Annotated in this window: 15 protein-coding genes and 1 other RNA gene; 7 read left to right on the top strand and 9 right to left on the bottom strand. The window is 68.2% G+C overall.

What is annotated here, in order from left to right; translation table 11 throughout:
- Nucleotides 1-3 precede the first annotated feature (3 nt).
- From dapD to ffs, 6 genes are all read right to left on the bottom strand, one after another.
- Nucleotides 4-846, bottom strand: coding sequence for a 2,3,4,5-tetrahydropyridine-2,6-dicarboxylate N-succinyltransferase (gene dapD, locus DES45_RS12165; protein ID WP_114770269.1), 843 nt, complete (start codon nucleotides 844-846; stop codon nucleotides 4-6).
- 768 nt (nucleotides 847-1614) lie between these two features.
- Nucleotides 1615-2358 (bottom strand): sulfite exporter TauE/SafE family protein, encoded by a 744-nt coding sequence (locus DES45_RS12170; RefSeq protein ID WP_245571696.1) that lies wholly within the window; start codon nucleotides 2356-2358, stop codon nucleotides 1615-1617.
- A gap of 117 nt (nucleotides 2359-2475) precedes the next feature.
- The gene (gene recR / locus DES45_RS12175; protein ID WP_114770271.1) at nucleotides 2476-3081 is read right to left on the bottom strand and encodes a recombination mediator RecR; all 606 of its coding nucleotides are present in this window, start codon (nucleotides 3079-3081) and stop codon (nucleotides 2476-2478) included.
- Nucleotides 3082-3088: 7 nt separating this feature from the next.
- Nucleotides 3089-3409 carry a YbaB/EbfC family nucleoid-associated protein gene (locus DES45_RS12180; protein ID WP_114770272.1) on the bottom strand — a complete coding sequence of 107 codons (321 nt, stop codon included), beginning with the start codon at nucleotides 3407-3409 and terminating at the stop codon, nucleotides 3089-3091.
- 14 nt (nucleotides 3410-3423) lie between these two features.
- The gene (locus tag DES45_RS12185) at nucleotides 3424-5259 is read right to left on the bottom strand and encodes a DNA polymerase III subunit gamma/tau (RefSeq protein WP_114770273.1); all 1836 of its coding nucleotides are present in this window, start codon (nucleotides 5257-5259) and stop codon (nucleotides 3424-3426) included.
- A gap of 46 nt (nucleotides 5260-5305) precedes the next feature.
- An RNA gene (gene ffs, locus DES45_RS12190) (signal recognition particle sRNA small type) lies at nucleotides 5306-5402 on the bottom strand.
- Between the two features lie 110 nt (nucleotides 5403-5512).
- On the opposite strand from ffs, the gene DES45_RS12195 reads away from it, so the two are divergent.
- The gene (locus tag DES45_RS12195) at nucleotides 5513-5929 is read left to right on the top strand and encodes an HIT domain-containing protein (RefSeq protein WP_114770274.1); all 417 of its coding nucleotides are present in this window, start codon (nucleotides 5513-5515) and stop codon (nucleotides 5927-5929) included.
- Between the two features lie 8 nt (nucleotides 5930-5937).
- The gene (nudC, locus tag DES45_RS12200) at nucleotides 5938-6840 is read left to right on the top strand and encodes an NAD(+) diphosphatase (protein ID WP_114770275.1); all 903 of its coding nucleotides are present in this window, start codon (nucleotides 5938-5940) and stop codon (nucleotides 6838-6840) included.
- 4 nt (nucleotides 6841-6844) lie between these two features.
- On the opposite strand, the gene DES45_RS12205 is transcribed toward nudC, so the two are convergent.
- Genes DES45_RS12205 through DES45_RS12215 form a run of 3 tightly spaced genes read right to left on the bottom strand, consistent with a single transcriptional unit; the run spans nucleotide 6845 to nucleotide 8966 of the window.
- On the bottom strand, nucleotides 6845-7375 hold the full coding sequence (locus tag DES45_RS12205) for a GNAT family N-acetyltransferase (protein ID WP_114770276.1): 531 nt from the start codon (nucleotides 7373-7375) through the stop codon (nucleotides 6845-6847).
- Nucleotides 7372-8226: a prephenate dehydratase gene (locus DES45_RS12210; RefSeq protein ID WP_114770277.1), complete on the bottom strand. Its 855-nt coding sequence runs from the start codon at nucleotides 8224-8226 to the stop codon at nucleotides 7372-7374. The genes DES45_RS12205 and DES45_RS12210 overlap by 4 nt, the downstream gene beginning before the upstream one ends.
- Nucleotides 8223-8966 carry a 3-deoxy-manno-octulosonate cytidylyltransferase gene (locus tag DES45_RS12215; RefSeq protein ID WP_114770278.1) on the bottom strand — a complete coding sequence of 248 codons (744 nt, stop codon included), beginning with the start codon at nucleotides 8964-8966 and terminating at the stop codon, nucleotides 8223-8225. Before DES45_RS12215 ends, DES45_RS12210 begins: the two co-directional genes overlap by 4 nt.
- Nucleotides 8967-9250: 284 nt before the next feature.
- On the opposite strand from DES45_RS12215, the gene DES45_RS12220 reads away from it, so the two are divergent.
- The 5 genes from DES45_RS12220 (at nucleotide 9251) to DES45_RS12240 (ending at nucleotide 15164) form a co-directional block, all read left to right on the top strand.
- On the top strand, nucleotides 9251-9793 hold the full coding sequence (locus tag DES45_RS12220) for a c-type cytochrome (protein WP_114770279.1): 543 nt from the start codon (nucleotides 9251-9253) through the stop codon (nucleotides 9791-9793).
- A 136-nt stretch (nucleotides 9794-9929) separates the two neighbouring features.
- Nucleotides 9930-11774: an extracellular solute-binding protein gene (locus DES45_RS12225; protein ID WP_114770280.1), complete on the top strand. Its 1845-nt coding sequence runs from the start codon at nucleotides 9930-9932 to the stop codon at nucleotides 11772-11774.
- Nucleotides 11771-13636, top strand: a complete 1866-nt coding sequence (locus DES45_RS12230) for an extracellular solute-binding protein (protein WP_114770281.1) — start codon at nucleotides 11771-11773, stop codon at nucleotides 13634-13636. The genes DES45_RS12225 and DES45_RS12230 overlap by 4 nt, the downstream gene beginning before the upstream one ends.
- Nucleotides 13637-13638: 2 nt before the next feature.
- Nucleotides 13639-14052 (top strand): DUF4260 domain-containing protein, encoded by a 414-nt coding sequence (locus DES45_RS12235; RefSeq protein ID WP_210272119.1) that lies wholly within the window; start codon nucleotides 13639-13641, stop codon nucleotides 14050-14052.
- The gene (locus DES45_RS12240) at nucleotides 14052-15164 is read left to right on the top strand and encodes a microcin C ABC transporter permease YejB (protein ID WP_114770283.1); all 1113 of its coding nucleotides are present in this window, start codon (nucleotides 14052-14054) and stop codon (nucleotides 15162-15164) included. The genes DES45_RS12235 and DES45_RS12240 overlap by 1 nt, the downstream gene beginning before the upstream one ends.
- The last annotated feature ends 1 nt before the right edge of the window (nucleotide 15165 follow it).

The following is a 15165-nucleotide window of genomic DNA, read 5'->3' on the forward strand; positions in this document are numbered from 1 at the left end:
GGATCAGTCGCGCAACAGCTCGTTGATGCCGGTCTTGGCGCGGGTCTGGGCGTCGACGCGCTTGACGATCACGGCGCAGTAGAGCGACGGGCCGGGCGTGCCGTCCGGCAGCGGCTTGCCGGGGAGCGAGCCGGGGACCACGACCGAATAGGGCGGCACGCGGCCGACGAAGGTCTCGCCGGTGTTGCGGTCGATGATCTTGGTCGAAGCCGAGATGAACACGCCCATGGACAGGACCGAGCCCTCGCCGACCACCACGCCCTCCACCACCTCGGAGCGGGCGCCGATGAAGCAGTTGTCCTCGATGATGGTGGGGTTGGCCTGGAGCGGCTCCAGCACGCCGCCGATGCCGACGCCGCCGGAGAGGTGCACGTTCTTGCCGATCTGGGCGCAGGACCCGACCGTCGCCCAGGTGTCGACCATGGTGCCCTCGTCCACATAGGCGCCGAGGTTCACGAAGGACGGCATCAGCACCACGCCCGGCGCGATGTAGGCGCCGCGGCGCACGGTGCAGTTCGGCACGGCGCGGAAACCCGCTTCCTTGAACTCGGTCTCGGACCAGCCGTCGAACTTCGACGGCACCTTGTCCCACCAGACAGCCTCGCCGGGACCGCCTTTGATCACGCTCATGTCGTTGAGCCGGAAGGACAGCAGCACGGCTTTCTTGAGCCACTGGTGCACCTGCCACTCGTTCCCGGCCTTCTCGGCCACGCGGGCCTTGCCGGAATCGAGGAGGTGCAGGGCCTGCTCGACGGCCTCGCGGACCGCGCCCGTGGTGGCGGCGCTGACATTGGCCCGGTCTTCCCAGGCGGCATCGATGGTGTGGGCGAGGTCGGTCATGGACATGGATCACTCGGGAAAGGGCTTTGGAATGCGCAGTGATTAGCAACGGTGCGCGGGCCTGTCACCTGAGACTCTGTCTCAACGGGAGGCGATCAGGCCTCCGGGCATGCGGGCTCGGCTTCGCGCTTGGATTGGCGCGAAGGATTTTGGGCTGGTCCTGGCACTCTCGTTGAGACGAGGGAAGCGCGGGACGCGTTTGGCCTCGCGGTCCGAAGCGGAGCGCGAAGAGTTCGGGGCGGGAGCCGCCCGGACGGGAAGCCAAGGCGTCCCGCGCGCGGCTTGTCTCGGCTCCGGCCTCGCGCTCCGGTGCATGTGGCGGGACTCCACAGCAGTCCCCATGCACCTTAGGGCGCTCGTTCGCGCAGCTCCGCCGGCGTGTCAGGCCTGCGGCGCGGGCGAGGCTGAGGAGAGGATGAAGACGGCCCTGCCCGAACAGACCCGCCTGCCTCGTCTCCCGCTCGGAGCCGTGCCGCCCGCGGGGTGCGAAGCCGCCGACGATCACAGCCGCATCCGCTCTCCTCGACCGACGCCTCGGGCGCGTCCCTCGCGAGAGCGAACGGCAACGATATAGCCAAGCTTGACGCGGCAGTCAAGAACAAATAGTGAACATCGCGGCCGCTGCCGCTCCCAGTTGTCATTCCCGGCCGGAGCGTAGCGGAGGGGAAGGGAATCCATGCTCACCGTGCGCCGGTGGATCCCCTTCCCGCGCCTGCGGCGCGCCGGGGATGACACCCTCCGTCTCCTGGGAGAAGCCGGAGGCCGGCCCTGCGCTCACAGGATCGATTTCAGGACGAGCTCGATGCCGAGGAGCAGCAGGCAGACGAGGAACCACCGCCGGAAGGTTTCAGCGCTCACCCTGCTCCTGACGGCCTGCCCGAGCCACATCCCGAGCAGCGCAGGCGCGACCGCCAGCGACGACAGGGCGAGGCCATCGAGCTGGAACGCCCCGCGCCACCCCAACCCGACCGCAAGGGCGACCGTCGACACGGTGAAGGAAAGCCCGAGACCCTGGATCAGCTCGTCCTTGCTCAGGCCGAGAGCCTGAAGATAGGGGACGGCCGGGATGACGAAGACGCCCGTGCCTCCCGTGATGAGGCCCGTCGTCAGGCCGACCAGCGGCGACAGCCATGTCTCCTGCCGGGCCGGCACGGACAGCTGGCGGGCCAGCAGGGTGAACGCCGCATAGACGGCCAGGGCCGCTCCGAGGCCCGCCGTCGTCCACCGCGTTTGCCCGCTGGTCAGAACCGACGAACCGGCCACGGTGCCGAGCACGATCCCCAGCATCATCGGCCACAGCCGCCGGGTCAGCGCCGCGAAGCTCGGGCCGGAGGCCAACTGCCACACATTGGTGACGAAGGACGGGACGATCAGCAGCGCGGCCGCCGCAACGGGCGCCATGATCGCTCCCAGCACGCCCATCGCGACGGTCGGCAGTCCCATCCCGGTCACGCCCTTGACGACACCGGCCATAAAGAAGGTCAGGGCGATCGCGAACCATATCGAAGCATCGAACATGCGCCATTGGCCCATGGGCGGACGAGGGGCGCAATGCGGATGTTTCAGAGCCAGCCTTCGGCATGGCCGAAGGCTGGCGCGCATGAGCGCGACGCCATCTTTAGAGCTTCGATGTCTTCAAAAACTCGTGCGCTGGCGGATGGCGGCCGAGAGGGTGCCCTCGTCGAGATAGTCGAGCTCGCCGCCGACCGGAACGCCGTGGGCGAGCTTCGTGACCTTCACGGGCAGATGCGCGAGAAGCTCGGTGATGTAGTGGGCCGTAGTCTGGCCGTCGACCGTGGCGTTGAGGGCGAGGATCACCTCGGCGACGCCGGGCTCGGAGGCGCGGGCTACGAGCCGGTCGAGGTTCAGGTGCTCGGGGCGGACCCCGTCGAGGGGCGAGAGCACGCCGCCGAGCACGTGGTACTTGGCGCTGACCGCGCCGGAACGCTCCAGCGCCCAAAGGTCCGACACGTCCTCGACCACCACCAGGATCGACGCGTCCCGCTTGGGGTCGCGGCAGACCGTGCAGGGATCGGACGTATCCACGTTGCCGCATGATGAGCACACGACGATCCGCTCGTTGGCGACCCGCATGGCGTCGCTCAACGGGTTGAGCAGGGTGTCCCGCTTCTTGATCAGGTGCAGGGCCGCGCGCCGGGCTGAACGGGGCCCCAGGCCCGGCAGGCGGGCGAGCAGCTGGATCAGGCGTTCGATCTCCGGGCCGGCAACGTGCTGGGCCATCCGGTCCTCAGAACAGCTTCATGCCGGGCGGCAGCGGCAGGCCCTTGGTCAGCTCCGCCATCCGCTCCTGGGCGGCCCGGTCGGCCTTGCCGCGGGCGTCGTTCATGGCGGCCACGATGAGGTCCTCGAGAATTTCCTTCTCGTCGGGGTTCATGAGCGAGCTGTCGATGTTGATCGCCTTCAACTCGCCCTTGCCTGACACCTTGACGGTCACGGCGCCGCCGCCGGCCGTGCCCTCGACCTCGACATGCTCCAGCTCGGCCTGGGCGTCCTGCAGCTTCTGCTGCATCGCCTGAGCCTGCTTCATCAGTCCCATGATGTCCTTCATGTCGCGTATCCCTCTCAATCCAGGTCGTCGTCGGCTTCCGTCTCGTGCGCGGCGATCGCGTCGGCCTCGCCGAGGATCTCCGTCTCCGCATCGACGGCTCCATCCTCGTCGGCCTTCTCGGCGCGCTCGATCACGTTGACGATCTGCGCGCCCGGAAACTTGGCGAGCACCGCCTGCACCAGCGGATGGCTCGCGGCTCCGGCCTTTCTCTCGCGCTCGGCGGCCTCGGCCTGGTCGCGCAGCGTCGGCGCGCCCTCTTCCGAGGAGAGCGCCACCATCCAGCGCTGGCCGGTCCATTGCTGGAGGGCGCGGGCGAGATCGTTGGCGACGGTCTTGCTGCCGCCGGCGGCGAGGCTCAGCTCGATCGAGCCCTCCTCGAAGCGGACGAGGCGCACGTCCCGCTCAAGGGCGGCCTTCAGCATGATCTCCCGGCGTTCGCCCGCGAGCGCCACCACGTCCTCGAACCGGCGCAGGCGCAGGGCCGGAGCGCCGCCGTTCGGGTCGGGCCGCGGCTGCGGCCGGGGCTGGGACGAGGCCAGGGCCATGTTGCCGGACGTGACCGGCCCCGACGGACCGGGCGACGGCGCCGGAGGCGGGCCGCCGGCCGGAACGGGCGCGCCGTCCTTCAGGGCCCGCAGGGCCTCGTCGGGGGTCGGCAGGTCGGCCGCGTAGGCGAGCCGCACGAGCACCATCTCGGCCGCCGCGACGGGGCGGCTCGACGCCTGCACCTCGGGGATTCCCTTCAGGAGGATCTGCCAGGTGCGGGAGAGGGTGCGGACGGTGAGCTTCTGGGCGTAGTCGAGGCCACGGCTGCGCTCGATCTCGGATAGGGCCGGGTCGCGGGCGGCTTCGGGAATGAGCTTGAGGCGAGTCACGATGTGCGAGAACGCCGCGAGGTCGGACAGGATCACGCCGGGATCGGCGCCCGCGTCGTACTGGGCGCGAAGCCCCGCGAAGGCCGCCGGCACGTCGCCGCGCATGACCGCCTCGAACAGGTCGATCACCTGGGTGCGGTCGGCGAGCCCGAGCATGTCGCGGACGGTCTCCGCCTGCACGACGCCCGCCCCATGGGCGATGGCCTGGTCGAGCAGGGACAGGGAATCGCGCGCCGAGCCCTCCGCCGCGCGGGCGATGGCGGCGAGCGCCTCCGGCTCGGCCGTGACGCCTTCCGCGTCGCAGATGCGGCCGAGATGCGCCACGAGCTTGTCGGCCTCGATGCGGCGCAGGTCGAAGCGCTGGCAGCGGGACAGGATCGTGACCGGGACTTTCCGGATCTCGGTGGTGGCGAAGATGAACTTCGCGTGGGGCGGCGGCTCCTCCAGCGTCTTCAGGAAGGCGTTGAACGCCTTCTCCGAGAGCATGTGGACCTCGTCGATGATGTAGACCTTGTAGCGGGCCGAGACCGGCGAATAGCGGATCCCGTCGATGATCTGCCGGACGTCGTCGATGCCCGTGTGCGAGGCGGCGTCCATCTCCAGCACGTCCACGTGCCGCGACTCCATGATCGCCTCGCAGTGAAGGCCGAGCTCGGGCATGTGGATGGTGGGGCCGCCGGTGCCGTCCTGGCGCTGGTAGTTCAGGCCGCGGGCGAGGATGCGGGCGGTCGTGGTCTTGCCGACGCCGCGCACGCCGGTCAGCATCCAGGCCTGCGGGATGCGCCCCGCCTCGAAGGCGTTCGAGAGCGTGCGCACCATCGCCTCCTGGCCGATCAGGTCGTCGAAGGTGCGGGGGCGGTACTTGCGGGCAAGGACGCGGTAGGGCGAAGCCGTCGCCGCGGGAGCGGGCGCAGCGGGGAAACCCGGCAAGGCCGGCTCGTCGATCAGGGGCGTGCCGGCTGTGGTTTCGTCCATCGGCTGCAAGGCTTGGGATCACATTGGGCGCCCTGAGGGGCGCCAGGGTGGGAGGCTGGACGAAGACCCGTTCGGTCTCGTTAGGGCTGCTTCCTTCCGGACCTGACCCGGTTGGCGAGTGAGACGTCCCTCGCCAACCTCCCAGGGCCTATATGAGGGTTTCGGTCCCCGAACGCAAGCCGCATTGAGCCGCATGGGGAAGATGAGGAGGTGGGGATAGGCACGGGCCGCCAAGCTCGGCTAACGTCCCGTCATGACCGCAGCCTTCCAATTCGATTCCCGGCTTGAAGCCGACACGATCCCGGTCGGGGATCTCGCCCTCTCGTCCGTCCTGCTCCTCAACGACGCCCGGTTTCCCTGGTTCGTGCTGGTGCCGCGCATTCCCGGCGCCAGCGAGCTGACCGACCTCTCGGACGACGAGGCCGTCCGGCTGATGCAGGAAATCCGCATCGCCACCCGGGTCATGACGGCCCTCTCGAAGCCCGACAAGGTGAATGTCGGGGCGCTCGGCAACATCGTGACCCAGCTCCACGTCCACGTGATCGGCCGGTTCCGGTCCGATCCGGCCTGGCCCGGACCGGTCTGGGGCCACGGCACCCGCTCGCCCTATCCGGACCATGCCGCGACCGCCCTGATCGAGCGCGCCGCCGCCCTCTTTGCAGAAGCGTGAACCCTCCCATGACCAAGCCGATCGGCTACATCACGAACCCGCTCGTGCGCCACAGCTCCGAGTGCGATCCCAGCCTCCTCGACCGCTACGCCCGGGACCCGCAGACCGCCATGGTGCTGGTGGCCGGGGACCTGCCGATCCTCCAGGCCGGCGAGCCGGGCACGAGCCTCCTGCCCGCCTCCGTCCTTGAGCGCCTGCCGGGCCACAAGGAGCAGGTCTTCCTCGGCACCCTGGGAGAGCGCCCCGTCGTCGCGACCCTGGCGGCTCCGGAAGCCGCGGAGCTGTTCCAGGCCGATCCCGCCTTCACGGTCACGGACCTGCGCTCCATCGCGGTGCGCGACCTCGTGCCGGCCGAGGAGCTCGGCCTGCTCGCCATGGCGAAGTCGATGCTCGACTGGCACAACCGCCATCGCTTCTGCGCCAATTGCGGCGCGCCTACGCAACTCGCCCAGGCAGGCTTCAGGCGGGACTGCACGGCCTGCGGCGCGCAGCACTTCCCGCGCACGGACCCGGTGGTGATCATGCTGATCGCGCGCGGCGACAAGTGCCTGCTCGGGCGCCAGTCCCGGTTCCCGGAGAAGATGTATTCCTGCCTTGCGGGCTTCCTGGAGCCCGGCGAGACCGTGGAGGCCGCGGTTCGTCGCGAGACCTTCGAGGAAGCCGGCATCTGGGTCGGCGAGGTGCGCTATCTCGCGTCCCAGCCCTGGCCGTTCCCGTCCTCGATCATGATCGGCTGCGTGGGCGAGGCGATGACCGACGAGATCGACTTCGACAAGGACGAGCTCGAGGACGCGCGCTGGTTCACCAGGGACGACATCCGCCGCATGCTGGACGGCACGCACGAGGATTTCGCCGCGCCCGCGTCGATCGCGATCGCCAACCACCTGATCCGGGAGTGGGTGAAGACCTGAGGCTTCAGCGCCCGGTCAGATCGAACCGGTAGGCGACCTCCGTCACCTGCTGCCCGCGCAGGTCGAAGGACTGCTCAGGCCCTGCCGCTCCGCCAAGGGCCTCGTAGAAGCGGCGGGCGGGAGCGTTCTCCTTCAGGACCCACAGGCCGGCGCTGCGGAAGCCCTGGGCGGCGAGGTGCTCGAAGATCCCGGCCAGGAGCCTGCGGCCGACGCCCTGCCGCTTGACCCTGTCCAGAAGGTAGAGGGCGTAGATCTCGGTCTCGGTTCCGAGAAGGCCAGGTCCCTTGCGGCCGGCCGGGCCGCCTCGCCCGAAGCCGACGATCTCCCCCTCCGGCATCTCCGCCACGAGCAGCCTGGCCTGCGGGTCGGGTTTCGCGAGGATGCCCCGCCACATGGCTGCGCGCTCCTCAACGGAGAGCCCGGCGAGTGCCTCGGGCGTCAGGAACTCCACATAGGATTCCCGCCAGCCCTGCACATGGACGCGGGCGATGCCGTCGACGTCGGCCTCGCTCCCGTCCCGGATGCGGATCGTCACTCCGCCGCTTCCTTGATCGTCTCGCGGAACGGATCGGCCGGATAGACGCCGAGGATCCTCAGCTCACGCGAGAAGAACTCCAGCTCCTCCAGCGCCCGCCTGAGGTTCAGGTCCTCCGGGTGGCCGTCGACCTCGGCGTAGAACTGCGTTGCCGTGAAGCCGCCCTCGAGCATGTAGCTTTCGAGCTTGGTCATGTTGACGCCGTTGGTGGCGAAGCCGCCCAGCGCCTTGTAGAGTGCCGCCGGAAGGTTGCGGACCCGGAACACGAAGGACGTGACCGTCGGCCCCTGCCCGGCCGGCGCCCATTGCGGGGTCTTGGACAGGATCACGAAGCGGGTCGTGTTGTGCGCCTCGTCCTCCACGTCCTCGGCCAGGATCTTCAGGCCGTAGATGCCGGCCGCCATGCGCGGCGCGAGCGAGGCCCGGGTCGGGTCGCCCCATTCGGCCACCTGGCGGGCGGAGCCGGCCGTGTCGCCGGCCACATGGGCCTTCAAGCCCAGCTTGCGGATGATCTTGCGGCACTGGCCGAGGGCATGGACGTGGCTGTACACGCTCTTGATGGTGCCGAGATCGGCGTCGGGCGCGGCCATGAGCTGGAAATGGATCGGCAGGAAGTGCTCGCCGATGATGTGGAGCCCGGAGGTCGGCAGGAGGTGGTGGATGTCCGCCACGCGGCCGGCGATCGAGTTCTCGATCGGGATCATGGCGAGGCCCGCCTGCCCGTCCTGCACGGCCGCGAAGGCGTCCTCGAAGGTCGGGCACGGCAGCACCTGCCAGTCGGGGCAGGCCTGCTCGCAGGCCGTGTGGGAATTGGCGCCAGGCTCGCCCTGGAATGAAATGAGCTTGTTCATGCTTGCCTCCGGGCCGCGATGATCGCGCGCGCCCTTTCCAGATCCTCGGGAGTGTCGACCCCCAGCGGCGTGTCGTCGACCACGACCGCATCGATGCGCATGCCGGCCTCCAGGGCGCGAAGCTGCTCCAGCCTCTCGCGCTGCTCCAGGAGCGACGGGGACAGGCCGATGAAGCGCTGCAGGGCCCTGCGGCGATAAGCGTAGAGGCCGATGTGGTGGTAGAGCGGGCCTTCGCCGTAGGGCGCGGTCGCGCGGGTGAAGTAGAGCGCCCGGAAGCGGCCGGGCGAGACCTCGCTCCCGACCATCTTGACCACGTTCGGGTTGGTCCGCTCCTCGTCCCGCCGGATGACCGCCACGAGGGTGGCGATGTCGACGGATGGGTCGGCCAGGGGCGTGACGGACGCCGCGATGGCGACCGGATCGACGGTCGGCAGGTCACCCTGGACGTTCACCACCACGTCGTGCCGCCCCTCCGGGTCGAGCTTTTCCACAGCTTCGAAGATCCGGTCGGAGCCGGACGGGTGATCGTCCCGCGTCATGACGGCGGTTCCGCCCGCCCTGGCAACGGCCTCGGCGATCCCGGGCGCGTCTGTCGCCACCGCGACCGGCCCGATCCCGGCCTCGACCGCCCGCCGCCAGACGTGCACGATCATGGGCTCGCCGGCGATGTCGGCCAGGGGCTTGTTCGGCAGGCGGGTCGCGGAAAGGCGCGCGGGGATCAGGACGAGGGGGTCGGACATGGGCGGGCTCGGATGAAAGCTCCGGGTCCTTAACAAGGCCGAGCCCGTTTGTCATGGGCAGGGTTGCGGCACGTGCGACATAGGAGCCCCGACGGGTGAAACCGCGGCTTTGTGACCCTAAACAAGGCTCTGCGACCACGAGACCGACGAAAACGCCGGAAGACCCCATTGTCAAAACCCTATCTCTACGGCTAAGCAACGCCCCGTCGCGGGCACCCGCCCGCGCACGTTTCACCCCGTTGCGCTGGTTCCGCCGGTTTCCAAAGGCGAGGAGAGCCTAATTCATGAATATCGAGACCAATAAGATCGCAGGCGCCGTGTTCGGCTCGCTTCTCTTCGTGGTCGGCGTCAACGTCATCGCTGGCGGCCTGTTTGCCCCGCACAAGCCTGCGGTTCCAGGTTACGATCTTCCGGCTCCCGAAGAAGCCGCCGCCGGCGGCGGTGCGGCCGCTGCGGCCCCGACGGAGCCCCTGCCGGTGCTCCTCGCCAAGGCGGACCCGGCCAAGGGCCAGGCCCAGTCGAAGAAGTGTGCCGCGTGCCATACCCTTGAGAAGGGCGGCCCGAACAAGGTCGGCCCGAACCTCTACGGCGTCGTCGGGCGCCCGGTCGCCTCGCACGAGGGCTTCAACTATTCGGCAGCCATGAAGGCCCACGGCGGCGACTGGACCTACGAGGCCCTGGACGCCTTCGTGCACAACCCGAAGAAGGCCACGCCCGGCACGATCATGGCCTTCGCGGGCCTCGCCGGAGCTCAGGACCGCGCGGATCTCCTCGTCTATCTGCGCACCCTGTCCGACAGCCCGGTTCCGCTTCCGGCCGCCCAGTAAGGCCGAGCCTTCCGATCACAATTCTCGAAGCCGGGCCTGGAGCCCGGCTTTTCTTTTGCGCGTTGTCCCTTGCGCTCGTCCGCTTCTGGACAAAAATGTACCTGACCTGACAGACGCCTCGCCCGGGAGACGCCTTTTGATCCGCATTCTACTGTCGAGCTTGCTGGCCGCGTGTCTGGCGTCCTCCCCACTCGCAGCCCAGGAAGCCCGATGGCGGCACGGCGCCGGCCTTCTGGAGGAGCCGAAATACCCGGAGGGCTTCAAGCACTTCGACTACGTGAACCCGAATGCCCCGAAGGGCGGCCTCGTCAGGCTCGGAGCCCAGGGCACCTACGACAGCTTCAACATTGCGGTCGCTGGCGTCAAAGGCTCGCCCGAGCAGGGTCTCGGCCTCGTCTACGAGACGCTGACCACCGCGTCCCTCGACGAGCCGAGCACGTCCTACGGGCTTCTGGCGGAGGCCTTCTCCTATCCGGAGGATTACGGGTTCGTGACCTTCAGGCTTCGTCCGCAGGCGCGCTGGCACGACGGAAAGCCCGTGACCGCCGACGACGTCATCTTCTCCTTCGACACCCTGAAGGCGAACAGCCCGACCTACGCGTTCTACTATGCCAACGTAACCAAGGCCGAGAAGACGGCCGAGCGCGAGGTCAAGTTCACGTTCAACCAGACCGGCAACCGGGAGCTGCCGCAGATCATGGGCCAGCTCCTCGTCCTGCCCAAGCACTGGTGGGAAGGCACCGCGCCGGACGGGCGCAAGCGCGACGTGACCCAGACGACGCTGGAGCCGCCGCTGGGCTCCGGCCCCTACCGCATCAAGAGCTTCGAGGCCGGTCGCAACGCGACCTACGAGCGGGTGAAGGACTACTGGGGCGCCGATCTCAACGTAAATGTCGGCCAGAACAACTTCGACGAAATCCGCTACGAGTACTACCGCGACGCGACGGTGCTGCTCGAAGCCTTCAAGGGCGACCGCATCGACTTTCGCACCGAGAACAGCGCCCGCAACTGGGCCACCGGCTACAACTTCCCGGCCCGGGAGGACGGCCGCGTGGTTCTGGAGGAGTTTCCGCTTCGCGCCACCGGCGTCATGCAGGCCTTCGTGCCGAACCTGAGGCGCGACAAGTTCAAGGATCAGCGCGTGCGCCGCGCGCTCAACCTCGCCTTCCCGTACGAGGAGATCAACAAGACCATCTTCTCCGGCCAGTACGAGCGCATCGCCAGCTACTTCCACGGCCTGGAGCTCGCCTCCTCCGGCCTGCCCGAGGGCCAGGAGCTGGCGATCCTCGAAAGCCTCCGCGACAAGGTCCCGGCTTCGGTCTTCACCACCCCTTACACGAACCCGATCAGCGACTCGCCCGAGACGATCCGCAACAACCTGCGCGAGGCCGACCGCCTGCTGCGCGAGGCGGGCTGGGAGCTGAAAGGCCGCCAGCGCGTGAACGCCAAGGGCGAGACGCTGACGATCGAGCTGCTTGGCGACAGCCCCAACGACGAGCGCGTGTTCCTGCCCTACAAGGCGTCCCTGGACCGGCTCGGCATCGTCACGTCGGTCAGGACCGTGGACGACGTCCAGTTCGTCAACCGCGTCCGCGCCTTCGACTTCGACATCGTCTCGACCGTATGGGCCGAGTCGCTGTCTCCGGGCAACGAGCAGCGCGAGTACTGGGGATCTCAGGCCGCCCAGCGTGAGGGATCCCGAAATCTCGCAGGCATCGCCGATCCGGGCGTCGACGCGCTCATCGACCGGGTGATCTTCGCCAAGGACCGCGCCGAACTGGTCGCCGCCACCAAGGCCCTCGACCGGGTCCTTCTCGCGCACGACTACGTCATCCCGCAATGGACCTACCTGAAGCAGCGGTCGGCCCGGTGGAACCGCTACGGCCACCCGGAGGCGATGCCGCGCTACGGCGGCGCCGCCTTCCCGACCATCTGGTGGTACGACGAAGCCAGGGCCGCCAAGACCGGAGCGCCGCGATGAGGAAGCCGACACGCAGGATCCTTCTGCAAGGCGGAGCGGCCGTTGCAGCGCTTCCTCTGTTTCCGCGCTTCGCGCCGGCGCAGGAGGGGGGCGAGACGGAAACCTATGGCCTGTCGAGCTTCGGCGACCTGAAATACGGGCCCGACTTCAAACATTTCGACTACGTCAATCCGAATGCCCCGAAGGGCGGCACGCTGGCGGTCCAGATCAAGCAGGCCACCGGCAACCAGAACTTCGACACCTTCAACACCCTCAACATCTTCGTGCTGCGCGGCGACGGCGCCGCCGGCATGGGCAGCACCTTCGACAGCCTGATGGCGGGATCGGGCGACGAGCCGGATGCGCTCTACGGCCTCGTGGCGAAAAGCGTGCGCGTCTCCGACGACAAGCTGACCTACCGGTTCCTGCTCCGCCCGGAGGCGCACTTCCATGACGGCTCGAAGCTGACCGCGAGGGACGTGGCCTTTTCCCTGAACGTCCTGAAGGAGAAGGGCCATCCGGTCTTCCGCTCGATCCTCACCCAGATGACGGCGGCCGAAGCCGAGGCGGACGACATCCTGCGCGTTCGGCTCGCGCCCGACCGGAGCCGCGACCTGCATCTGACCGTCGCCGGGATGCCGATCTTCTCCGAGCGCTACTGGCAGGGGCGCGATTTCGAGGCGTCGACCCTGGAGGCTCCGCTCGGCTCCGGCCCGTACAAGGTCGCCCGCTTCGAGCAGGGGCGCTTCATCGAGTTCGAGCGCGTGCCGGACTACTGGGCGAAGGACCTGCCGGTGAATGTGGGCCAGAACAATTTCGACCGGATCCGCTTCGAGTATTTCCGCGACCGCACGGTGGCGTTCGAGGCCTTCAAGAACGGCACGCTCAACTACCACGAGGAATACACCTCGCGGCTCTGGGCGACGGGCTACGACTTCCCGGCCTTCCGCGAGGGCCGCGTGAAGAAGGAGCAGATCGCCAACGAGGCGCCGGTCTCGATCCAGGGCTGGTACTTCAACACCCGCCGCGCCGCCTTTAAGGATCCGCGCATCCGCGAAGCGATCGGCCTCGCCTTCGACTTCGAGTGGACGAACGCCAACATCATGTTCGGGTCGTACAAGCGCACGACCTCGTATTTCGAGAACACCGACATGAAGGCGACGGGCAAGCCGTCGCCGGAAGAGCTCGCGCTGCTCGAGCCCTTCCGCGACAAGCTTCCCGCAACCGTGTTCGGCGAGCCGCCGGTGCCGCCCGTCTCCGACGGCTCCGGGCAGGACCGCCAGCTGCTGCGCCGGGCGGACGAGCTCCTGCGGGCGGCCGGATGCAAGCGCGAGGGCGGCGCGCTGAAGCTCCCGAACGGGCAGCCCTTCACCATCGAGTTCCTCGACTTCCAGCAGGCCCTGCAGCCGCACACGCAGCCGTTCCAGTCGAACCTGAAGCGGCTCGGGATCGATGCGCGGTCCCGCATCGTGGATGCCGCGCAGTACCAGCGGCGCATGGACGAGTTCGACTTCGACATGGCGAGCCGCAATCTCGGCGGCTCGGCCACGCCGGGTGACAGCCTTCGCATCATCTACGGATCGAAGGCCGCCGAGACGCCCGGGAGCCGCAACCTCGCGGGCATCGCGGATCCGGCCGTGGACGCCCTGATCGAGCGCATTTCCCAGGCGAAGACGCGGGCCGATCTCGTCATCGCGTGCCGGGCCCTGGACCGGGTGCTCCGCGCCGGCCACTATTGGGTTCCCATGTGGTTCAAGGCCGCCGACTGGCTCGCCTTCTGGGACCAGTTCTCCCATCCGGACACGAAGCCGCGCTTCAGCTCGGGCGCGCCGGGAACCTGGTGGTACGATGCCGAGAAGGCGAAGCGGATCGGGCGGGGATAGGCTTGAGGACGAGACCCGAGATTGCCGCCGTGGCGGGCGCTCCGCGGCTTCTGCTGCGTTTCGAAGGCCTGGCGCTGCTCGCGGCTGCGACCGTCGGCTTTCACCTCACGAGCCTGTCCTGGTGGCTCTACGGGGTTCTTTTCTTCGTGCCGGATGTGAGCTTCGCCGCCTACGGGGCTGGCCCGCGGGTGGGCGCTGTGGTCTACAATGCGCTTCATTCGACCATCGGGCCCGCCCTGCTGGCCGGAACCGGACTGCTGCTCGGCGATGCCCGCCTCCTCGGCGTCGCCGCCATTTGGGCTGCTCATATCGGGTTTGACCGCATGTTAGGATACGGCTTGAAATACGCCTCCGGCTTCAGCGACACCCATCTCGGCCGCATCGGCCGCCCCGATCACGCGCAGGCGGACGCCTGATGTTCGTCTATATCGCGCGGCGCATCCTGCTCATGATCCCGACGCTTCTGGGGATCATGCTCATCTCCTTCGTGATCGTGCAGTTCGCCCCCGGCGGCCCGGTCGAGCGCATCATCGCGCAGCTGCAGGGCCAGGATTCCGGCGCCACCTCGCGCATCTCCGGCGGAGGCGGCGACTTCTCGGGCGGACAGGGACAGCCCGGCGGCGGCGGAGCCGAGTCGACCTCGTCGCGCTATCGCGGCGCGCAGGGGCTCGACCCGCAATTCATCAAGCAGCTCGAGACCCAGTTCGGCTTCGACAAGCCCGCCCACGAGCGCTTCCTGAAGATGCTGTGGGACTACGCGCGCTTCGATTTCGGCAAGAGCTATTTCCGCGACATCTCGGTGCTGGAGCTCATCAAGGAGAAGCTGCCCGTCTCCATCAGCCTAGGCCTATGGATGACGCTCCTGTCCTATGCGATCTCCATCCCGCTCGGCATCAAGAAGGCCGTGCGGGACGGCTCGTCCTTCGACATCTGGACCTCGGCGGTGGTCATCATCGGCTATGCGATCCCGGGCTTCCTGTTCGCGATCCTGCTGATCGTTCTCTTCGCCGGCGGATCGTTCTGGCAGATCTTCCCCTTGCGCGGCCTGACCTCCGAGAACTGGGACCAGCTCTCCCTCGCCGGCAAGGCGCTCGACTATTTCTGGCACATCGCGCTGCCGATCACGGCCATGTCGCTCGGGGCCTTCGCCACATCGACGCTGCTGACCAAGAACTCGTTCCTCGACGAGATCCGCAAGCAATACGTGCTGACCGCGCGCATGAAGGGCCTGTCGGAGCGACAGGTGCTCTACGGCCACGTGTTCCGCAATGCGATGCTCATCGTCATCGCTGGCTTCCCCGGCGCCTTCATCGGGGCGTTCTTCGCCGGCGCGCTGCTCATCGAGACGATCTTCTCCCTCGACGGTCTCGGCCTTCTGTCGTTCGAGTCGATCGTCAACCGCGACTATCCGGTGGTCTTCGCCAACCTCTACATCTTCTCGCTCGTCGGCCTCCTGGTGAACCTGGTCTCCGACCTCACCTACACCTGGATCGATCCGCGCATCGACTTCGAGACGCGGGAGGCGTGAG

It is taken from the genome of Microvirga subterranea (assembly GCF_003350535.1).
GTDB lineage: Bacteria > Pseudomonadota > Alphaproteobacteria > Rhizobiales > Beijerinckiaceae > Microvirga > Microvirga subterranea.